Raw genomic sequence first — 21,849 nt, forward strand, 5'->3', positions numbered from 1 at the left:
CTGTCTGTATTGCTGTGGATTGTCCTGCTGACCGGCTGTAGCCCGGCGCCGGCACCTATGCATTTACATCAGATTTATCAAAGAGATAGCATTCGAGTTGGCATCTTAAATGGTCCTACCAGTTACTTTGTCGGCCCGGACGGCGCCACCGGTTATGAATATGAGCTGGCGCAGGCCTTGGCAGATAAACTGGGCGTCAAACTTGAACTGGTCAGCGCTTTTTTTATCGATGAGCTGTTAGTGAAACTCAGTAATGGCGATATTGATTTAATCGCCAGTGGTTCGACTATCTCCGAAGCCTTACAACAAAAATACCGACTGGCGCCGGCTTATCAGCTGGCTGACGAAGTGCTGGTGTTTGGCCAGCAAACCCGCCGGCCCAAAACACTGCAGGATCTGTCTGGTCCTATCGTGGTGTTAAAAGGCTCCAGCCAGGCCGAAACATTGCTGGCATTAAAAACATCTGAGCCGCAGCTGCAAATTGAATTAAACGACACCGACGACCCAACCGAACTGCTGCAAAAAGTCGCCGAAGGTAAAATCGCCTATACCCTGGCGGATTCGCACATGCTGGCGATTAATCAGCGTTTTTACCCCAATCTTGGCGTGGCTTTGACTTTAAAACGCCAGCAACCGGTTGCCTGGCTGCTGCCGAAAAATAATGATGATTCGCTCTACTCAGTGCTGATTGAGTTTTTTGGCCGCAGTTACGAAGGCGCGGATTTGCTGACGCTTGAAGATAAATACTTTGGTCACGTGCGGCGTTTTAATTATGCCGACACGCTGGATTATATCGAAGCGATCGACAGAACCCTGCCACGTTACAAAAACATGTTTGAGCAACATGCCGGCCCACTGGACTGGCGTCTGCTGGCCGCACTGGCGTATCAGGAATCACGCTGGGATCCGAAAGCGCGTAGCCCGCAAGGTGTCGTCGGCATGATGATGCTGACCGTCGATACTGCAAATCTGATGAAAGTATCGAGCCGCGTCGATGCATCACAAAGTATCAGAGGCGGCAGCCGTTATCTGCAGCGGATGCTGGACCGCTTACCCGAACGGATCCCGATGCCAGACCGGCTCTGGTTTGCGTTAGCCGCTTACAATCTGGGTTTAAGCCATGTTGAAAGCGCGCGTTTGCTGACAGAAAAAGATGGCGCCAATGCCGATAACTGGGCCGAAGTGAAACAGCGGTTGCCGCTGTTGCGCCAGCGCAAATATTACAGGCAGACCCGCACTGGTTATGCGCGTGGCGATATGGCGGTGTATTACGTGGAAAATATTCGCCGTTATTACGACACTTTGTTGTGGGTTGATGAACGCAAACAAGCAGAACTGGCAACACAAAAACCAACGGTGCAAAAACAAGGTAAACCGACGGCTGCAGCGACAGCATCAAAAACGGCTAAAACCGCGACAGCACAAAAACCTGCGCTGAAATCTGATAGCAAAGACAAAAAATCTGAACCAAAACGCAACTGAATGACTCGAATCGTTTCTGTTACAAGGCAGCGCTTGCTGCAGTGTGCTTGAAGATGCGGGACTATTTCCCCTATAGTGGCGGCATTCAGTAGAAGGAAGTGGATATGTTAAGAAGAAAAAGACCAAAAATGTTGCGCAAGCGCCGGTTGATGGATGTAGGCGCCAGTCGACGTCGGGTCAAACGCAATATGTCGGTGTTAAAACTGTTTCGCCGCCAGCGTGAATATAATCAGCTCGCGGCATCCCCTGTGTCTGCAGTCGCTGAGATCTGCGGCTGAGTCATCTCTGTTTGTTCGGCATTTTTCTGCAATTTCAGCGCTTTTTGCTCAGCGCGGCGTTTCTTAAAAAAATCTGACAATTGCCGGGCACAGTCTTCAGCCAGCACCCCGCCGCACACCTCCAACTGATGGTTCAGTTGCGGATGACGCACAATATCAAACACCGAACCACAGGCACCGGCTTTTAAATCGGTCGCCCCAAACACCAACCGCTGCACTCTACTGTGAACTAAAGCGCCGGCGCACATGGCACAAGGCTCCAACGTCACATACAAAGTACAATCCAGCATCCGGTAGTTTTTCAGCACCAGACCTGCCTGTCGAATCGCCTGCATTTCCGCGTGCGCGGTCGGATCATGCCGGCAAATCGATAAATTCCACCCCTCACCCATCACCTGACCATCTTTAACCAGCACTGCGCCGACCGGCACTTCACCGGCGGCTTCGGCTTTGGCAGCCAATTGCATCGCATATAACATCCAGTGCTGATCGGTATCGCTGCTGTTCACGAAGGTTCTCCTGTCATCATCGCGACCGATTTTATCATGGCAAGCGCCAGCTGCAGCGGTGAAAATCACCAGAAATTGGCGAAAATAAACTATTCACAGTTGCATGCTGTAACAAGTTCGTTGTTTTATAAGTGAAAAATTTATGGCATAACAGTTGCCAGACGACTTCTGTTCAGTCAAAAAATCAGAGGGGAATTCAGATGGGTGTATTTGATATTGGTTTTATCGCGGTTGTTGGCGCATTTGCTTATGCCTTTTATGAACAGCACACCAAGACCAAAGTAAAACTGGCTACCGCCAACCAGAATACCGACGATGTGCGGGCGCAGCTCGAGCAGTTAAAGCAGCGGGTAGCCACCTTAGAAGCCATCGTTACCGACAAATCCTATACATTAAAAGACCAAATCAACCGGTTATAACCGGTCTGATACGGAAACAAAAACAGCAGCCGGGGCTGCTGTTTTTGTTGTAAACGAGAAGGACTATTCCCACTCAATCGTCGCTGGTGGTTTACCTGACACATCATAAACCACACGGCTGATGCCGTTGATTTCATTGATGATACGGTTCGACACATGGCCCAGCAGTTCGTATGGCAGATGCGCCCAGTGCGCGGTCATAAAGTCGATGGTTTGTACCGCACGTAAGCTGACAACCCAGTCGTACTTACGGCCATCGCCCATCACACCGACTGATTTCACCGGCAGGAACACCACGAAAGCCTGACTAACCTGGTCGTACCAACCGCTGTTACGCAGCTCTTCGATGAAAATCGCATCAGCACGACGCAGAATGTCGCAATATTCTTTTTTCACTTCACCGAGGACACGCACGCCCAAACCTGGTCCCGGGAACGGGTGGCGGTACAGCATGTCGTATGGCAGACCGAGCGCCAGACCGACTTTGCGCACTTCGTCTTTAAACAGCTCACGCAGCGGCTCGACCAATCCCATCTTCATATCCGCCGGCAAACCGCCGACATTATGGTGCGATTTGATCACATGGGCTTTGCCGGTTTTCGAGGCGGCAGATTCAATCACGTCCGGATAAATAGTGCCTTGTGCCAGCCACTTGGCGTTTTGCAGTTTTTTCGCTTCTTCGTCGAACACTTCAACGAACACCCGGCCAATGATTTTGCGTTTGGCTTCAGGCTCGGCTTCACCTTGCAACGCATCGAGGAAGCGTTGTTCGGCTTTGACATGGATAATGTTCAGACCGAAGTGGTCGCCGAACATTTCCATCACCTGTGCGCCTTCGTTTAAGCGCAGCAGACCGTTATCAACAAACACACAAGTCAGGTTCTTCCCGATGGCGCGGTGCAGCAACATCGCCACAACCGACGAATCGACGCCGCCGGACAGGCCTAAAATCACCTGATCATCGCCGATTTGTTTTTTCAAATTGACGATAGCGTCATCGATGATCGACGCTGGTGTCCATAGCTTTTCACAGCCACAGATATCGACGACAAACTGCTCCAGCATGCGCAGCCCCTGACGGGTATGCGTCACTTCCGGGTGGAACTGCACGCCGTAGAATTGTTTAGCTTCGTTCGCCATCGCCGCATGCGGGCAAGTTGGCGTCAGCGCGGTCGTGACAAAACCTTCCGGGATCGCAACGACCTTGTCGCCATGGCTCATCCAGACGTCGAGTAAACCATGACCTTGTTCATTCAGGTGATCTTCGATGCCGTTAAACAACGCGCTTGGGCTGACCACTTCAACCTGGGCATAACCAAATTCACGTTTGTCAGAGCTGGCAACTTTACCACCCAGCTGTTCGGCCATCGTCTGCATGCCATAACACACGCCCAGCACCGGTACATTCGCTTCAAATACATATTGCGGTGCACGTGGGGAACCGGCTTCAGTCACACTTTCCGGGCCGCCGGACAGGATAATACCGGTTGGATTAAATTCAGCGATTTGTTCGGCCGTGACGTCCCAGGCCCAGAGTTCACAATAAACACCAATTTCGCGGACGCGACGCGCGATCAGTTGAGTGTATTGCGAACCGAAATCGAGGATCAGGATTTTATGGAAATGAATATTTTTGCTCATATCAACCTTTTTAAGGTACGGGGCCATGCTGGCCCGGAAAATACAGCGCCGGCGTCAGGAGGTCTGAGGCCGGCGCTGGAATTTTTTAACTGACGCGGTAGTTTGGTGCTTCTTTGGTGATCTGCACGTCGTGGACATGCGATTCACCCATGCCGGCGGCAGTCACTTTGACAAACACTGGCTTAGTGCGCAGCTCGCCAATGTTGGCACAGCCGGTCAGACCCATCGATGAGCGCAGGCCGCCCATTTGCTGGTGAATGATGTTTTCAATCGGGCCTTTGTAAGCCACACGGCCTTCAATGCCTTCCGGCACCAGTTTTTCCGCGCTGTTGCTACCCTGGAAGTAACGGTCTGATGAACCGTTGCGCTGTGCCATGGCACCCAGAGAGCCCATACCGCGGTAAGATTTGTAATAACGGCCCTGATACAGTTCCACGTCACCCGGTGCTTCTTCGGTACCAGCAAACATCGAACCGACCATCACACAATGCGCACCGGCTACCAACGCTTTTGACACATCACCGGAGAAACGGATACCGCCGTCAGCGATGATACAAACGTCCATGCCTTTAACACCTTCCACTGCGTCGGCAATGGCGGTAATTTGTGGTACGCCACAACCAGTAACAATACGGGTGGTACAGATAGAACCAGGGCCAATACCCACTTTCACCGCATTGGCACCGGCTTCGGCCAGCGCTTTCGCACCTTCAGCTGTGGCCACGTTACCGGCGACAATCTGCAAATCCGGGTACATAGCACGGGTTTGTTTCACCCGGTCCATCACGCCCTGCGAGTGACCGTGTGAGGTATCAATCAGCAGAATATCGACACCAGCTTCCACTAATGCGGCGATGCGCTCATCAGTACCTGGACCTACGCCGACAGCGGCACCGACACGTAACCGGCCAAATTCGTCTTTACAGGCGTTTGGTTTGCTGGCGGCTTTATAGTAATCACGCACTGTGATTAAGCCTTTGAGTTTAAAGGCGTTATCAACCACTAAGACTTTTTCGATGCGGTGTTTGTGCATCAGCGCTAACGCGTTCTGACGCGGAGAATCTTCATGCACAGTGACCAGGCGTTCACGCGGTGTCATTACTGAAGAAATTGGCGCTTGTGGGTTGGTTTCGACGTTTAAGTCACGGCCGGTGACGATACCGAGCAGATTGCCCTCAGCATCGACTACCGGGAAGCCAGAGAAACCATGTTGTTGCGACAGCAGCTGCACGTCACGCACGGTTTGTTCAGCACGCACAGTGACCGGATCAGACACCACACCACTTTCGTATTTTTTTACTTTACGAACGTTGGCGGCCTGTTCTTCAATGGTCATGTTCTTGTGGATAAATCCTAAACCACCTTCCTGCGCCAGCGCGATGGCCAGGCGAGCTTCAGTAACGGTGTCCATTGACGCGGAAACCATCGGGATATTCAGGCTGATTTTGCTGGTCAGTTGAGTCCGCAGATCTGCGGTATGAGGTAGTACGGTGGAGTGCGCCGGTACAAGTAACACGTCGTCAAATGTAAGGGCTTCTTTGACTATCCTGAGCATTGCAACAATCTCGCTGTGGTGGTTAAAAATCGGGGAATGTTGCGGCGCAATTTTATCCGCAAAGCGCGTTTCAAACAACGCATTTTTTGTTTTTGTGACTGTATTTGTGCTAGTTTAGCCAGATCACTTGTTATGCCTGCCTGCTATGAATCACACGCAAAATCCCAGCACAAACCCGGAGATCTATACGGTTTCGCGGCTAAATGCCGAAGTTCGCCTGACATTAGAGCTGCAATTCCGCCAGCTTTGGCTCTGTGGTGAGATCTCAAATTTTGTTGCCGCCAGTTCCGGTCATTGGTATTTCTCGCTCAAAGACGCAGCAGCGCAGGTTAAAGTGGCGATGTTTAAGCAGGCAAATCGCAATGCCGCTTTTGTGCCGCGCAACGGTCAGCAAGTGCTGATCCGCGCCCGCATCAGTGTGTATGAACCGCGGGGTGAGTATCAGTTGCTGGTCGATTTTATCGAACCCGCCGGCGATGGCTTGCTGCGTCAGCAATACGAAATGCTTAAAGCCAAGCTGACCGCAGAAGGCTTATTTGCGCCAGAACGGAAGAAACCGCTGCCATCACAAGTGCAGCGGATTGGCGTGATCACCTCGCCGACCGGCGCCGCAGTGCGCGATATCCTGACGGTATTGGCGCGGCGCGCGCCGGCGTTGGAAGTCATTCTCTATCCGGCTTTAGTACAAGGCGCTCAGGCCGCGCAGGATTTACAGGCTGCGCTGGCGCATGCGATCCGGCGCAATGAAGTCGATGTGCTGATCATTGGCCGTGGCGGCGGTTCACTGGAAGATTTGTATTGTTTTAACGATGAGCAACTGGCCCGTCAAATCGCCCACTGTCCGCTGCCGATTGTCAGCGCCGTTGGCCACGAAATCGATTTTACCATCGCGGATTTTGTCGCGGATGTGCGGGCAGCAACGCCTTCTGCTGCGGCCGAACTGGTGTCTCCCGATCAACAACATCAGCTGACGCAGCTGATCCAGCTGCAACAGCGCTTGCAGCGTGGGATCCGTCTGCAACTGGGCCAACAGGCCCAGTGGTTTTTACAGCAACACAGCAAGTTACAGCTGCTGCATCCGAAACGGCGGCTGGAGCAGCAGCAACAACGCCTCGATGAATTACAGTTGCGGCTGCAACGTGCCGGCCAGCAACAACTAGAGCGCAAAGAGCGCGGGCTTGAGCAGCAACGGCAACGGTTATTGCAGCATGCACCACGCACAGCAGTGCTGCAGCAACACACCACGATGCTGCATGAACGGCTGCAACGCGCGATGCAACAACAACTGCAGACGTTGACGCAGCAGTGGCAGCAACATAGCGCTTTATTGCATCAGGTCAGCCCGCTGGCCACACTCAATCGCGGGTACAGCTTAAGTTTCACTGCAGAGAATACTTTGGTTAAATCGGTGCAGCAGCTGAAAAGCGGCGACACACTGACGGTGCGCTTTGCCGATGGCGCTGTGCTGACTGAAGTAAAACAGGTAAAGGCAACCTAGCGCACTGACGCCAGCGCTGTGCGGATCAACGCGACTTTTTCTGGCCGCTCAAACAACTGATATAACTCCAGCCAGTCGGTAAGTGCCATCCAGGGTAAATCATGGCGCTGTTCACAGCGGTTCGGCGCAAATAGCCATTGCCGCATCGCGCCGGCTTGCCGGACCTGAATACCCGCCATCACCTCAATCACCAGGCCAGAGTGATGCCGATACCGGCGGAAAAACCGGCTGCAATATTGCGGATGCGCCGCCACCGGCAACTCAGTGCTGAACTGCTGCAGACGCGCCGCCAACTCAGGTGCAATGGCTTCGCTGCAGACTAAATCAATATCGCGAAAGTCTTCCTGCAGTTGGCGTTCAACCAATAACAAACTGCCACCGATACCCCAATCCGGTAACGTTGCCAACGGGGCAAGCAGCGCCAGCGCCTGCTGAAATTTGTCTGACATCACTGCAACTCCCTGACACTTTCTTACAGATGTACAGCAATTGGCCGACAGTTATCCGCGCCACGCTTTGGCAAACTGCCTGCCATCTGTGTCTATATCAAGCGAGTGTATCATGCGATTTGCCTTCTCCCGACTGACTCTGTGTCTGGGCCTCTGCAGCCCTTTACTGCTAAGCGCTGCTGAAACCGCTAAACCGGACCCGGCATCACCCATTGAACGCATTCAGGTCAATGGCAGTGCCCTGCCCGCAGCCAGTCAGACCAATGACGAAACCGAGCAGCTGTTGAAAGTGGCTGGCATTATGAATGACCCACTGGCGGCCGTATTCAGCTTGCCAGGCGTGGTATACGCCGGTGGCGATTTTGGTGGCATGCCGGCGGTACGGGGTTCCAGTCCCGACGACAATGCGTTTTTAATTGATGGCTTGCCGGCTGGTTATTTGTTTCATATGTTCGGCAACAGCGTGTTTAACGAAGCGCTGCTGCATGACTTTCACCTCGACAGTGGTGGTTTCGGCGCGCAATACGGTAATGCCACCGGCGGTGTGTTTTCGGCAACCTTACGCGACCCGAAACAGCAGGACATTGGTGGTGAAGCGGAGCTGAGTCTGTTGCAAATGAGTGCTTTGGTTGAGGGCGCTGTCACTGACGACCAAGCGTTTTATCTGGCGGCTCGACAAAGCACAGTCCAATTGTTTATCAAATCCGGTGATGAACTGGATGATGGCGTCAAAATTTACCAGCCGCCAAAAAGCAACGACTATCAGGCGCGTTATCTGTTTCAGCTATCTCCGGAGCAAAAACTGACCCTGACACTAACCGGCGCCAGCGACAGTGCGCGGGCCAATATCAGTAAAGCCTCAGAGCAAGGTCGTACCGATCCGGAATCGGTAGGAGATGTGCGGATTGATAGCGCTTTTGCCAACCAGCAACTGAGTTATCAATACCAGCATCCGGTCGGACATCAGTTGCAGTTGCGGTATCAGCACAGCAGCAACAGCGAAGACAATCAATATGGCGGTGACCAGTTTGTCAGCTACGAAGATGAGCAACAGTTTTTGCAATTGCAGTCACGCTGGCAGCTGACAGCAGCACAGCGACTGGAAGCCGGTGTCGAACGCAGTCAGCGTGATGCAGACTATCGTTTTGATGTGATCCCTTATTATTGCACCGACCATCAGGCCGATTGCTTTGCTCAGCGCGGCGATCGGATCAAAGCCAAAGACCAACTGCATTACAACACCGACAGTGCCTTCTTGCAGCATCATTGGATTTGGAATCAGTACCTGAGTTCGTCAGTCGGTCTGCGTTACGACCAGCAGGACTATACCGATGAAAGCTTTCTGCAACCGCGCGCAGAACTAAGTCTGCAGCTGACACCACAGCAGCGCTGGTTTGTCCGGGCCGGACGCTACAGCCGGCTGGCCGATCTAGAAAAAAGCCTGCCGCTGCTGGGTAATCGTCAGCTGAAACAACCAACCGCGACCCATTATGTGCTGGGACAGGACTGGCAGTTTGCCGACAACTGGAATTTCAGTACTGAACTTTATTTGAAAAAACTGCAAAAGCTGCCACTCGGTCTGACTGACAAAGACGCCGACCAGGCGCTGCATTACAGCAACGACAGTGAGGGGCAGGCCTATGGCACAGAATTACTGCTGAAAAAACAACGCAGTTCCGGCGACTGGTATGGCTGGGCGTCGCTGAGCTGGTCGAAAGCCGAGCGCACTGATCTACGCCGAAACCTGACTTCTGAGTATTATCTGGACACGCCGCTGGTGGCGAACGTGGTCGTAGCTTATCCCTACGATGAAAAATGGGACTTCAGCGCCCGTCTGACGGTACGCTCCGGTGCCAAATATACGCCGATCATTGGTAATAAACCGAATCCTTATTACCCGGATTACCGTGTGGCAGTATATGGCGAACTGAATTCAGCAACGTTGCCGGTATATCATCGGTTGGACTTACAGGCTGAACAACAAAGCACTTTATTTGGCCTGCCAGTCACTTATACCTACGCTATTCTGAACGTGTTAAACCGGAAAAATGTATCAGGTTACTTCCTGCAAAAAGGTAAAGCCGGCGAAATGCCTGAGTATCACATTGAGGCGGAGGAAAATCTTGGTTTGTTCCCGTCGGTGGGCCTCAAAGTGCAGTTCTGACGCCTGCACTCATTCCTGACGGGGCGACACCTGCTTACACTTTTTAAACATTCCATTTGCGGCTCCAGCGGTTATCATGGGGCCGTTTTTATGTGGAGCAAAGCATGCGACCCTGGTGGTGCCTTTTTTTCCTGATATTGAGTAGTACTCGCTGTGACGCCAGCTGGGATGAACTGGAGTTTACCGGTTACCTGGCGGTAGGCACCGGCTTCCAGCGCGCGCTGGTTGGCCCGCTGGACCGGACGGTGAATGATAAACTGCTGCTGAACTTGTCGGCCGATCTGCAATACCGCAACTTTTTTATCGAATCAGATGACCGCCGTAATGTACTGCGTTATGGCAGTGGACTGCTGGGTTATCATTTGCAGCAACAGGAAGACAGTGCCCTATCGCTCATTGGCACCAATTATCATGATGCCATCGGACCTGATCTGAATACGGGCACTGGCCGGGCGCATTTGCCTGAGCTGGATGGTTTACAGCTGCGTGATTCCGATTTTCTGCTCGGCCTGCGCTATCAGCGCTTCTGGCAACAGCATTATATGGCAGTAGAAATTGGGCAGGACATTGAGTCGCATTACAGCCAGCAACTGCGGTTGTTGTACAGCTATCGCCAGCCGCTACGTAACTGGGATTTATATTACAACGTCGGTGTGTCATTTTCGGCGGCGAGACTGGTGAATTATTATTACGGCGTCAGTGCCGCAGAGAGTCAGAGCGGACGGCCCACATACAGCGCCGGCGCCGGTCAGCAGCTACATCTGGGCGTCAGTGCTTTGTATCCGCTCAGCACCGACTGGCTACTTGAACTTGGCCTTGCCGTGAATGGCTTCAGCAGTGCTTATACAGGCAGTCCGCTGGTCACCCGGAACAGCGAGTTCCGCAGTCTGGTGAAATTCCGTTATGTGTTCTGACCAACGGTATCGCCCTACTCTGTTCACCCTGCTGTGCTGCGCTTTGCTGAGCAGCCCGGTGGCCGCTGTTGCTGAGGCAACCGGCGGCATCAAACTGGCATTGACCCCAGCCACCTGCGTGGCGCTGCAACAGGGGCGCCTGTGTTATGCCACAGTCCATGTGCGCTGGCAGAGCGCCACACCGCAGGACTTATGCCTGCAGGCCGGCACACAAAAATTATATTGTTGGCCCACCGGTCGGGAAGGCCAATGGCGTTATGAATTCGCCGAATATGACGGCCAGCAGCTGCAGCTGGTCAGCCCGGACGGCATCCAGGCGCAGGCGACCATCAGCGTCAATTGGGTGCAAAAGAACCCACGGGTGAAACGCCATTGGAGATTATTCTGACATGACAAACGCGGCCTATGGCACCATTTTACTTGTCGAAGACGACCTGTCGCTCGCCAGCTGGGTGCAGGAGTTTTTACAGCAAAAAGGTTATCAGGTATTGCTGGAACAGCGTGGCGATACGGTGCTGCCGCTGTTAAGGCGCCAGCATGTTGACTTAATTCTGTTAGATCTGATGTTGCCCGGTCTGAACGGGCTCGACGTCTGCCGGCAGATCCGCCGCGACTATGCAGTGCCAGTGCTGATGCTGACTGCTCAGGGCGAAGAGGTCGACGAAGTGATTGGGCTTGGCGTTGGCGCGACCGATTATCTTGTAAAGCCAGTGCGGCCGCGGATCTTGCTAGCGCGCATTCAGGCGGCGCTGCGTCAGAGCGCAGATGCGACGCCCAGTCAGCAGCTGGTGTTTGGCAGTCTGACGATTTGTGCCAGTTCACGCCGGGTTTTGCTCGGCGAGACCGATATTGTGCTGACCAGCGCCGAGTTTGCCTTGTTGTGGTATCTGGCCAGCCGGGCCGGTCAGGTCTGCAGTCGCGATCAGGTGTTTCAGGCGTTAAAGGGTCGTGAACACGACGGTCTGGACCGGCGTTTTGATGTGATGGTGTCGGTGCTGCGGAAAAAACTCGGCGATGATGCCAAAGAACCCAAACGCATTAAAACGGTATGGGGTCAGGGCTATCTGTTTGTCACCGAGCACTGGACGATCTGATGTTTAAACTGTCACTGAGCCTGTTGCTGTCGGCAATTTGTGCACTGTTTATGCTCGGTGCCGTCCTCGACCAACTGGCCAATGACGACAGCCAGCCCGCACCTGACCAGTTACAGTTGTATACTACAGTGCTTGATACCATCAGCCAGCAGGCCGACCAGCAGCAACCGGCACAACTCAGTGCTTTTATCACGGCACAACAGCAACATTGGCAATTAGCATTACATCTCTTGTCACGCGACAGCCTGGCATTGCCACCGGAACTGGAAGGTCAACTACATGCTACCGGCGGCCTGGCGCTGGCCGGCACTGACGGCATGTCTTATCTCAAAGCATTACCAAGTCATCCACAATGGCTACTACAGTTGCAACTGCCACAAGCAACCGGCCATCAACCGGGCGATTTATGGCTGACGTTAGCATTATACGGCGGGCTTAGCCTGATCATGCTGCTATGGCTGGCACCGCTGGCGCGCCGGCTTTGGTTGCTGAGCCAGACCGCTGGCCGTTTCGGAGACGGTGATTTACAAGCGCGGTTGCCACCCAGTCGCTGGTCATACATCAGTGCACTGGAACAAAGCTTTAACCAGATGGCGCAACAGATTGAACAACTGCTGGCCGACAACCAGTTATTGGCGTCCAGCTTATCGCATGACCTGCGCACGCCGATTGCCTGTTTCCGTTTTGGTCTGGATGCCGCGTTGGAAGAACCGGATCCACTGCGTAAAGATCAGTATCTGCAGCGGCTGGAACAGGATTTAGACCGGATGGAAGCGATGGTCAACGCCTTTCTCGAATACGCCAGTCTGAACCGGCAACATCAGCATTGGCAACTCAGTCAGGTCGACCTGCAGCAGACTTGCCAGCAAGCCATGCATAGCTGTGAACCGCTGGCCGCCGCCAGACAATTGCAACTGCAATTCGTCTGTTCGGCTGACTTACCGAGCATTTGTGGCCATCCACACTGGTTGTACCGGGTGCTGCTGAATCTGCTGCAAAATGCCTGTCGTCATGCGCAGAGTCAGGTACAACTGGGGATCTGGCAACAAGACCAGCAGGTATACATCCGCATCAGTGATGATGGCGCTGGCATTGCACCTGCCGATGCTGAGCGGATCTTTTTGCCTTTTGTCCGGCTGGAGACACAGTCGAGTATCGCGCCACAATTCGGGCTCGGCCTCGCGATTGTGCGTAAAGTGCTGGACTGGCATCAGGCCCGGATCCACCTGGAAACCACAGCACCAGCAGGCGCCAGCTTTTTGATTTGCCTGCCGCTACAAAACACAAAGCCGGCTTGATGCCGGCTTTGTGGTTAAATTGTTGACCTCATCACCACTCACAACACTATGCGAATGTGGCATTGACGCCAAACTCAGCCTTGGTTGTGGCCGATTTTTTTCTTGTTCGCCAGATTGGCTTTCGCTTTGATCAGTCGATCACGTTTGTACTGCTGATTTGGTGTCAGTGTATTGCGCTTCTCAGCATACGGGTTTTCGGTGCCACGGAATTCGACCCGGACCGGTGTGCCCATTAACTGCAGCGATTTGCGGAAATAGTTCATCAGATAACGTTTATACGAATCTGGTAAGTCTTCCACCTGGGTGCCGTGGATCACGATCAGCGGCGGGTTGTAGCCACCGGCGTGTGCGTATTTCAGTTTAACGCGACGGCCTTTCACCAATGGTGGCTGGTGATCTTCCTGCGCCATATTCATGATTTTGGTCAGTAAAGCGGTATTCACCCGACGCGTCGCCGAATCAAACGCTTCTTCAACCGATTCAAACAGATTACCAACACCAGAGCCGTGCAGCGCTGAAATAAAATGCAGGCGGGCGAAATCGATAAAACCCAGCCGGCGATCCAGCTCACGTTTCACTTCATCTTTAACACCGTCATCCAGACCGTCCCACTTGTTCACCGCAATGACCATAGAGCGGCCGGCATTGAGCACGAAACCGAGAATACTTAAATCCTGCTCGGAAATACCTAAGCGTGCATCTAACACCAGGATCACGACGTTGGCATCTTCAATTGCCTGTAACGTCTTGATCACCGAAAACTTTTCCACCACATCATCGATACGGCCCCGGCGACGTACACCGGCGGTATCGATCAGCGTGTATTCACGATCACCGCGTTGCATCGGAATATAAATCGCATCACGGGTGGTGCCCGGCATGTCATAAACGATGACCCGTTCTTCACCGAGGATCCGGTTAGTCAGCGTAGATTTGCCGACGTTCGGGCGGCCTATAATCGCCAGTTTGATATGTTTGTCGCGTTGCTCCTGATCATCTTCCGGATCAATAGCTTTAAGATCTTCACCAGCCTCAAAAGCCGCCAGACGCTGCGCTTGTTGTTCAGTCAGCAGCGGCACTAACGCCTGCTGTAATAATGATGTGACGCCGCGGCCATGCGCGGCAGCAATCGGGTAGACTTCGCCGATGCCTAAACTATAGAAATCAGCAATCGCCGTATCAGCATCCAGACCATCAGTTTTATTGGCGACCAGAAACACGGTTTTGTTGACGCGACGGATGTGATTAGCGATAGCTTCATCGGCAACTGTTGCACCGGCGCGGGCATCAACCAGAAACAGCACGACGTCGGCTTCATCGATGGCTTTTAATGACTGCTCGGCCATTTCCAGCTCAATGCCTTCTTCGCTGCCGTCGATACCGCCGGTATCTACCACGATAAATTCCAGGCCTTCATAATCGACAGAGCCATATTTGCGGTCGCGGGTCAGGCCCGGAAAATCGGCGACCAACGCATCGCGCGTGCGGGTCAGGCGGTTAAATAACGTGGATTTTCCGACATTGGGACGGCCAACCAGAGCAACTACCGGTAACATGTTTCACCTCAACTGAGCTGACACGCACCTGTTGGAGTCAGCTTCTGCAATCAAATCATCGTCAGCACTGACGATGGACTTTATTCGTGGCAAGCTCCTGCTGAGCCTGCCGATGACGGCTGTTGCAAAAGCAACGGACCATCCTTCCTGTACATCCTGTACATAAAAAAAACAGGCCTGCGAACAGGCCTGCTTTGGAGAAACTCGCTGGGCAGCCTTTAGTCAGCAGTGCGCAATACGTCGATTTCGCCGTTGCGTGTCTGCAGGATTAAATAATCCGATGTGCTGACAGCTTCGGTGTAAAAACCTGAACTGTCAAACTCATGCCGCGCCAGATATTCGCCTTTGTCGCGGCTGAACCAGTGCAGATTGCCCTCGTTATCACCGACGACCAGATAATTCTTATACACCGCCGGACCTGTGACAAAATGCTTATGCAAGGTCTGCTGCGACCAGATCTCCAGGCCATTGCGGGTATCTACTGCATACAATTTACCAGTTGAATCAACCAGATAAATGATATTATCGACAATCTGCATATCGAGGAAACTGGCGTAATCGCGTTTCCACAGCACCCGGCCACTACGCAATTCCATCGCGACAAGCTGACCGTTATAGGCAATGGCGTAGATTGTACCATTTTGCACTATCGGTGTCGCATCCACGTCGATAATCCGCGCCAGGTCAGTTGAGCCTTTCGCAACAGCCACTGCTTCTTCCCAGGCCGGCGCACCTTGTTCGGAGATCAACACACCTACTTTACCGTTACCGCTGCCGTAAACCACACCGCCTGCAGCAGTGGCAACTGACGAAATGCCGCGCAGAGTCAGTAAGGCGTTTTCGGTTTCATGCATCCAGCGCTGTTCACCGGTATCTGGCTGCAGCGCAAAAATGCGGCCACCACCGGTATTCACCAGGATCAGGCCTTCACCGGCCACAGGAGCCGCTAGCACTTCACCTTTGACTTTAACATGCCAAACTTTCTCACCCGTTTCCGGATTCAGCGCCAGCACATCACCGTCTTCAGTGCCGACCAGCACTTTGTCAAAACCAACTGCGACACCACCAGCCAGCTTGGCATTTCGGTTATTCCACCAGTGACTGATGCCACCAAACAATGGCGCATCGTCACCATTGCGCAAATCGTAGCTCCACAACTTGTCGCCATTTTGCAGATTAAACGCAACAATTTCGCCGGCACGACTGGCAACGAATACCTTGTCGCCAAATACCGCAGGTTTAATTTTCGAATCGTAATGTTCAATACCATCGCCAACCGAGCTGCTCCAGACATAGTCCGGCGTTACTTTGTTGTCGATTTCAGGTAAAACCAGTTCTTCTTCATCGTTTGACGAGCAACCAACCAGCACAAAGGCCAGCAGCGCTGGCACCAGCGTGGTGCGCACAGATAACTTCACAGCAACCTCTTAGCCGGCAACGTGGGCCAGTTCGTTCAATTTGACATCTAATAACGGGTTTTTGCCGACTTCAGTTACGGCTTGTGCCGCTTTGTAAGCAGACAGTGCAGCAGTTTCATCACCAGACTTCAGCAAGACATCACCTTTCAGCTCGTTCTGCTGCGCTGCAAAAGCCGCCGGCATTGTTGCTGCAAGTGTGGCTAATGCTTCTTTATATTTGGCTTGTTCTGCCTGGACCCGTGCCAGCCGTAATTGCGCAACGGCAACGACTTCCGGAACTTTACTTGCTGCCGCAACAGCAGATAATTGCAGCTCAGCTGCAGCATAATCTTTTAATACTACCGCTTCTTTGGCCGCCATCAGCGCAGTCAGGTGGCTGTAGTTAGAATCTTTGTGATCGGCAATGAATTTTTGTGCGTCGACCAGCCAGGCTTTTTTATCCGCGCCTTCAGCCGCGGCTTTGTCCACCAGAACGGCATAGGCCGCTGACTGAGCCTGCTGCGCTTCTAATTGCTTGGCCTGATAAAAGCGGAAGCCGTATAAGCCACCCAGGCCGATGACAATACCAGCCACCATCGACAGGCCATGTTCGCGGAAAAAGCGCTTAATCGCTTCAATTTGTTGTTCTTCGGTGTTGTAAATTTCCATCAGGGACTCCGTTAAACCTGAGCCAGTACTGCGGCCAGATCTGCAATAAGGACAGTTTGTTGTGGTTGATCGGCGCGTAACCATTTGACAGTGACCTGCCCGGCTGCCAGTTCGCTGTCGCCAAGCAACAGACCGATCGCAGCACCAGATTTATCCGCACGTTTTAATTGTTTCTTCAGATTGCCACCACCACAGTGCAACATGACACGTTTGCCCGGCAGGGCCAAACGCAGCTGTTCGGCAACAGAGACGGCAGCAAGTTCCGCGGCGTCACCTAGCGGCATCAGATAAAAATCCGCTGCATTGCTGATTTGTGGTAATAACGGCAGGCTTTGCAGTAACAGCACCAGTCGTTCCAGCCCAAGGCCAAAACCCACCGCCGGCGTAGCTTTCCCGCCCAGCTGTTCTACCAGGCCATCATAACGGCCACCGGCACAGACGGTGCCTTGTGAACCCAGATTGGTGGTCACCCACTCAAACACGGTTTTGTTGTAATAATCCAGGCCGCGGACTAAACGCGGATTGATGGTGAATTCAATACCAGCGGCCTGCAGACGCGCTTGCAGCCCGGCAAAATGCAGTTTTGAATCTTCATCGAGATGATCGAGCAGTTGCGGCGCACCGGCCAGCATGTCGGCCATCGCCGGATTTTTGCTGTCGAGCACGCGCAGTGGGTTGCTGTACAAGCGGCGCTGGCTGTCTTCATCCAGCAGCTCTTTATGTTGCTCCAGATAAGCCACCAGCTTATCGCGATAAGCCGCACGGGCTTCATTCGAACCAAGCGAGTTCAGCTCCAGCCGCACGTAAGGTGTCAGGCCCAGTTGCTGCCACAGTCGTGCCGATACCAGAATCACCTCGGCGTCAATATCCGGGCCCTGCATACCAAACACTTCCAGACCAAACTGATGGAACTGGCGGTAGCGGCCTTTTTGTGGCCGTTCGTGGCGGAACATCGGGCCCATATACCACAACCGTTGTTCCTGGTTATATAACAAACCGTTCTGAATACCGGCGCGCACACAGCAGGCTGTGCCTTCCGGCCGCAGTGTCAGGCTGTCGCCGTTTCGATCGGCAAAGGTATACATTTCTTTTTCGACGATGTCGGTGACTTCACCAATCGAGCGCTTAAACAGCTCGGTCATTTCGACGATCGGGAAACGGATCTCGTCATAACCGTAACTGTTGACGGTCTGCCGGATCATCTGCTCAACGTATTGCCACACCGGGGTATCCTGCGGCAGACAATCGTTCATTCCGCGGATAGCTTGAATTTCTTTAGACACTTAAATACCTGAATAGCTTAGTTTTATTCTACGTTTTTCACATCGATCAGCTGTTTTTGAGCGGCCAGGTACATACGGACCTGCTGCTCCAGCTGTTCGGCGACAGATTCATTGTCGATGCGCAGTTTTTGCCGCTCGCCTTTGAGATAAAAACCGCTTTTTTTGCTGGCGCCGGCAACGCCCAGATCAGAGATCAGTGCCTCACCGGGCCCATTAACCACGCACCCTATCACAGATACGGTCAGTGGGTCGACCACATCTTCCAGCCGCTGTTCCAGCTCGTTCATCGTCTTGATCACATCAAATTCCTGCCGCGAACAACTTGGGCAGGCAATAAAGTTGATGCCACGGGAGCGAATGCGCAGCGACTTCAGAATATCAAAACCAACCTTAACTTCTTCCACCGGATCGGCTGCTAAGGAAATCCGCAGCGTGTCACCAATGCCCTCGGCCAGCAACATGCCCAAACCGATGGCAGATTTCACTGCACCGGCCCGGGCGCCACCTGCTTCGGTAATGCCCAGATGCAATGGCTGTTCGATTTGTTTGGCCAATAAACGATATGCGCCGACGGCCAGAAACACGTCAGACGCTTTAACGCTGACTTTAAACTGATCAAAATTCAGCCGATCCAGAATATCCACGTGGCGCATGGCCGATTCGACTAACGCGGCCGGGTTAGGTTCGCCATATTTTTCCTGAATGTCCGCTTCCAGCGAACCGCCGTTGACACCGATGCGGATTGGAATATTGTGAAAACGAGCAGCATCTACCACTGCCCGGATCCGATCTTCCCGACCGATATTGCCCGGATTAATCCGTAAACAATCAGCGCCGTATTCTGCCACCTGCAACGCTATGCGGTAATCAAAATGGATATCAGCGACCAGCGGGATCGGCGATTGTTGTTTAATCAGCTTAAAAGCTTCAGCTGCGTCCATCGTAGGCACCGATACCCGGACCAAATCGGCTCCGGCTGCTGCGATGGCCCGAATTTGCGCCACAGTGGCATCAACGTCAGTAGTTCTGGTGTTAGTCATCGACTGCACCGCAATAGGCGCATCACCGCCAATCAGCACAGTGCCGACACGAATTTGTTTGGAAACACGACGGATAATTGGATTTTCAGCGTACATCTTATTCGGACCCGGTTAATGTCAGGCGCGCAACCTGACCTTGCTTATAGCCTGATAAATCAATTGGTTTGCCAGCGAGACTGGCTGTCACTGCCGCGGGATCGCCAAGTGTGACCTTCAATGGTCCGATACCGGTTAAGGTCAGCGTCTGTCCAGTGTTTTGCATGTTATACGCCAGGCGTTTGCCGTTGGCGTCAAACACCGAGACCCAACACTCAGCGCTAAACTGCAACTGCAGCTGTAACTCACTTGCGGCGGGAACTGTGGGGGTGACGTCCGATGGTGTCGCAGCGAGTGCAGTAGCATCTGTTTCAGTTGTAACCGCAGTCTCTGCCAATGTGCCGGCAGCCGCATCTGGTGCTGGCGGCAATGGAGTGTCCGTCGCGGCTGTGGCGGCAGGCACCTGCGCTGTCGTCACCGCTTGTGTGGTCGGCGCGGCTATCGTCGTATCATTTGCGCTGGCAGGCACTGCGAGCGAACCTGCGGCGTCGGTCGCTGTGATCTCGACGTTATTCACCGCTGCCTGCGGTATTTCAGCTGCATTTGAGGCCGTTGCAACACTGGTTTCGTCGGATTCGGCGACCACTGTCAATACCGGTGTTGTCGATACAGCTGGCGTTTTCACTGCAGGCGAAGTCGCAGTTTCAAGTTCTGGCAGCATTGATACCGGCTGGTCATTAAGCATATGCGTTTGCCAGAACCAGACCAGAAACAAACCAATCAACAATACTAATAAAAAATATGTCGCCAGCATAAAACGGCTTTCAGCGGCATCCCGGCTGGTCTTTTTCGAAAAGCTGTGCATCGGCGTTGGCTGCGGCATGGCGCTCAGCAACTGGTCAAATTGCGCCAGGACGTCGGTCTCATCAAGTTTGAGTAAACGGGCATAATGACGCAAATAGCCCCGAATAAATGTCGGCGCTACCCGGGCGTCCCATTGCTGCGATTCAAGCTGATGGATCACTGCGGCTTTCAGATTCAGGTGCGCGGCGGCCTGTTCGAGGCTCATGCCAAGTGTTTCGCGCCGTTGTTTCAGCATGGCACCAGGTCCGGAGGTGGCAGTAGACATCGTCATAGTGCGGACTCCACCGGGTCATGCAACAGAATAGTTTGGCCATTGCTAAGTGCCGCATCAGTCGCAAGCTGATTCCAGGCTGCCAGTTGTGCCAGCGCCAGATTAAATTTGTAAGCGATGCTGAACAGCGTATCGCCATCCTGCACTTGATATTCACGTGGCAGTGCGGCTGCTTCGGATAACTTCAGCACCTGACCGGCCCTCAAGTCGCCAGGATCAGTCAGCTGATTCAGCCGTTGCAACTCCGACACACTCAGTCGGTATTTGCTGGCGATGCGAAATAAGGTTTCGCCATATAGCACCTTGTGTGTGCCGGGCTGAGACTGGACGGATGCTGAGGTCACGGCATCTGTCGACGGCTCGCTGCTTGGCGCTGTTGCGGGACCTGCCGTCGCCTCAGCCGGAGCTGGCAATACTTGGGGCGTCAGCGCTGGCTCTGGTGAGGCCGCAGGCTGTGTACCTGTCGTTTCCATTCGTGGCAGACTGCGGTCAGTGGTCAAGCCATAGGCCTGAGATTCTGGTTCAACGCCAGTTTTGCGTTTAACAATTTTGATTTTTGGGTTGCTATTGGGGGTTGCCGCCAATACTGCCGGATCAACACCAAGCAGGCTGGCTTTATATTGCTGGCGCAATTTTTCCGGTTCAGAAGCGCTGAAATCCGCTGACAGCATCCAGGCTGTTTCCGGACTGGTCTGGTATACCGACAACATAAATTTTTCAGCGGCTTGTTGTTCGGTTTTATCATCGAGCTGGTAGGCAATCATATAACGCAACAAAGTCGCCTGTGGCGACACTTGCCCTAATTCTTGCAAGCGTTTTTGCCAGATCCGGGCTTTTTCCATGTCACCTTTGGCGTAATTCAGTACCGACAAGTTGTAGACAATGGAATGTTTCGCACCGTTGTGGCGTAGCGCTTGTTCCAGATATTGTTGATATTTATCAAAATCTTTGCGGCCTAGCGCACAAAAAGCCAAATTTTCGTAGCTCTCGGCTACCCGGATGTAACCCGGGCGTTTCACCGCAGCCTGCAGTAATTGTTCAGCTTCGTCGAACTTATTGATTTGGCACAGAAAAGCGCCGAAGTTATTGTAAGTATCGGCGTTATCATTGTCTTTGCGCAGGGCGTCACGGTAGGCGTCTTCAGCTTGGTCAAACTCGCCAACCTGTTGATAGTAATAGGCCATAGCGTTGGACACTTCCGGCAGATCCGGCGCCAGTTCGCGGGCTTTTTCCAGATTAAAACGGGCTTGAGACGTTTCACCGCGTTGCAGGTAATTCAGGCCCAGTGACAGGCGGGTCCGGGCAATCTGTTTGTTATCCGTCTGGCGTTCACCCTGCCGTTTGCTGTCGACAATAGTCGACTCTGATACGCAACCGAATAGCAGCGCACTGCAAAGCCCAACGCCAGCAAGCCAACTCAAACGCATAACTG

General features: G+C 53.1%; 19 protein-coding genes. 8 read left to right on the forward strand and 11 right to left on the reverse strand.

What is annotated here, in order from left to right; all coding sequences use genetic code 11:
• A partial coding sequence (gene mltF, locus ACFFJP_RS11765; protein WP_377243955.1) for a membrane-bound lytic murein transglycosylase MltF occupies window positions 1-1,482 on the forward strand: 1,482 nt, incomplete at its 5' end.
• A gap of 229 nt (window positions 1,483-1,711) precedes the next feature.
• Here the strand turns inward: mltF and tadA are convergent.
• On the reverse strand, window positions 1,712-2,269 hold the full coding sequence (tadA, locus tag ACFFJP_RS11770) for a tRNA adenosine(34) deaminase TadA (protein ID WP_377243958.1): 558 nt from the start codon (window positions 2,267-2,269) through the stop codon (window positions 1,712-1,714).
• 200 nt (window positions 2,270-2,469) lie between these two features.
• On the opposite strand from tadA, the gene ACFFJP_RS11775 reads away from it, so the two are divergent.
• Window positions 2,470-2,688 (forward strand): hypothetical protein, encoded by a 219-nt coding sequence (locus ACFFJP_RS11775; protein WP_377243961.1) that lies wholly within the window; start codon window positions 2,470-2,472, stop codon window positions 2,686-2,688.
• A gap of 63 nt (window positions 2,689-2,751) precedes the next feature.
• Here the strand turns inward: ACFFJP_RS11775 and guaA are convergent, their stop codons facing one another.
• Together guaA and guaB are read right to left on the reverse strand one after the other, a co-directional pair.
• A complete protein-coding gene (gene guaA, locus ACFFJP_RS11780) occupies window positions 2,752-4,329 on the reverse strand; it encodes a glutamine-hydrolyzing GMP synthase (RefSeq protein WP_377243964.1) in 1,578 nt (525 codons plus the stop codon).
• A gap of 85 nt (window positions 4,330-4,414) precedes the next feature.
• On the reverse strand, window positions 4,415-5,884 hold the full coding sequence (guaB, locus tag ACFFJP_RS11785) for an IMP dehydrogenase (protein ID WP_377243967.1): 1,470 nt from the start codon (window positions 5,882-5,884) through the stop codon (window positions 4,415-4,417).
• A 145-nt stretch (window positions 5,885-6,029) separates the two neighbouring features.
• Here guaB and xseA point away from each other — a divergent pair, with 145 nt between their 5' ends.
• Window positions 6,030-7,382, forward strand: a complete 1,353-nt coding sequence (gene xseA, locus ACFFJP_RS11790) for an exodeoxyribonuclease VII large subunit (protein ID WP_377243970.1) — start codon at window positions 6,030-6,032, stop codon at window positions 7,380-7,382.
• Here xseA and ACFFJP_RS11795 read toward each other — a convergent pair.
• Window positions 7,379-7,831, reverse strand: coding sequence for a hypothetical protein (locus ACFFJP_RS11795; RefSeq protein WP_377243973.1), 453 nt, complete (start codon window positions 7,829-7,831; stop codon window positions 7,379-7,381). The genes xseA and ACFFJP_RS11795 overlap by 4 nt on opposite strands.
• A 112-nt stretch (window positions 7,832-7,943) precedes the next feature.
• Between ACFFJP_RS11795 and ACFFJP_RS11800 the strand changes: the two genes are divergently transcribed.
• From ACFFJP_RS11800 to ACFFJP_RS11820, 5 genes are all read left to right on the forward strand, one after another.
• On the forward strand, window positions 7,944-9,995 hold the full coding sequence (locus ACFFJP_RS11800) for a TonB-dependent receptor plug domain-containing protein (protein ID WP_377243976.1): 2,052 nt from the start codon (window positions 7,944-7,946) through the stop codon (window positions 9,993-9,995).
• 104 nt (window positions 9,996-10,099) lie between these two features.
• Window positions 10,100-10,909, forward strand: coding sequence for a MipA/OmpV family protein (locus ACFFJP_RS11805; protein WP_377243979.1), 810 nt, complete (start codon window positions 10,100-10,102; stop codon window positions 10,907-10,909).
• Window positions 10,899-11,297 carry a DUF3019 domain-containing protein gene (locus ACFFJP_RS11810; RefSeq protein ID WP_377243982.1) on the forward strand — a complete coding sequence of 133 codons (399 nt, stop codon included), beginning with the start codon at window positions 10,899-10,901 and terminating at the stop codon, window positions 11,295-11,297. The genes ACFFJP_RS11805 and ACFFJP_RS11810 overlap by 11 nt, the downstream gene beginning before the upstream one ends.
• A gap of 1 nt (window position 11,298) precedes the next feature.
• The gene (locus ACFFJP_RS11815) at window positions 11,299-12,003 is read left to right on the forward strand and encodes a response regulator (RefSeq protein ID WP_377243985.1); all 705 of its coding nucleotides are present in this window, start codon (window positions 11,299-11,301) and stop codon (window positions 12,001-12,003) included.
• Window positions 12,003-13,301: a HAMP domain-containing sensor histidine kinase gene (locus tag ACFFJP_RS11820; protein WP_377243988.1), complete on the forward strand. Its 1,299-nt coding sequence runs from the start codon at window positions 12,003-12,005 to the stop codon at window positions 13,299-13,301. The genes ACFFJP_RS11815 and ACFFJP_RS11820 overlap by 1 nt, the downstream gene beginning before the upstream one ends.
• A gap of 74 nt (window positions 13,302-13,375) precedes the next feature.
• Here the strand turns inward: ACFFJP_RS11820 and der are convergent, their stop codons facing one another.
• The 7 genes from der to pilW all read right to left on the reverse strand — a co-directional run bounded on the left by der (window position 13,376) and on the right by pilW (window position 21,844).
• The gene (der, locus tag ACFFJP_RS11825; RefSeq protein ID WP_208931755.1) at window positions 13,376-14,857 is read right to left on the reverse strand and encodes a ribosome biogenesis GTPase Der; all 1,482 of its coding nucleotides are present in this window, start codon (window positions 14,855-14,857) and stop codon (window positions 13,376-13,378) included.
• A gap of 218 nt (window positions 14,858-15,075) precedes the next feature.
• Entirely contained in the window at window positions 15,076-16,275 is a 1,200-nt protein-coding gene (gene bamB / locus ACFFJP_RS11830) for an outer membrane protein assembly factor BamB (RefSeq protein ID WP_377243992.1), read from the reverse strand.
• A 9-nt stretch (window positions 16,276-16,284) separates the two neighbouring features.
• A complete protein-coding gene (locus ACFFJP_RS11835) occupies window positions 16,285-16,923 on the reverse strand; it encodes a YfgM family protein (protein WP_377243995.1) in 639 nt (212 codons plus the stop codon).
• An 11-nt stretch (window positions 16,924-16,934) separates the two neighbouring features.
• The gene (gene hisS / locus ACFFJP_RS11840) at window positions 16,935-18,206 is read right to left on the reverse strand and encodes a histidine--tRNA ligase (protein WP_377243998.1); all 1,272 of its coding nucleotides are present in this window, start codon (window positions 18,204-18,206) and stop codon (window positions 16,935-16,937) included.
• Window positions 18,207-18,229: 23 nt separating this feature from the next.
• Window positions 18,230-19,342: a flavodoxin-dependent (E)-4-hydroxy-3-methylbut-2-enyl-diphosphate synthase gene (ispG, locus tag ACFFJP_RS11845; RefSeq protein ID WP_377244001.1), complete on the reverse strand. Its 1,113-nt coding sequence runs from the start codon at window positions 19,340-19,342 to the stop codon at window positions 18,230-18,232.
• Window position 19,343: 1 nt separating this feature from the next.
• A complete protein-coding gene (locus ACFFJP_RS11850; protein ID WP_377244004.1) occupies window positions 19,344-20,417 on the reverse strand; it encodes a RodZ domain-containing protein in 1,074 nt (357 codons plus the stop codon).
• The gene (gene pilW / locus ACFFJP_RS11855) at window positions 20,414-21,844 is read right to left on the reverse strand and encodes a type IV pilus biogenesis/stability protein PilW (protein ID WP_377244007.1); all 1,431 of its coding nucleotides are present in this window, start codon (window positions 21,842-21,844) and stop codon (window positions 20,414-20,416) included. Before pilW ends, ACFFJP_RS11850 begins: the two co-directional genes overlap by 4 nt.
• Window positions 21,845-21,849: the final 5 nt, after the last annotated feature.

Source organism: Rheinheimera tilapiae, from assembly GCF_042432165.1.
Lineage (GTDB): Bacteria > Pseudomonadota > Gammaproteobacteria > Enterobacterales > Alteromonadaceae > Pararheinheimera > Pararheinheimera tilapiae.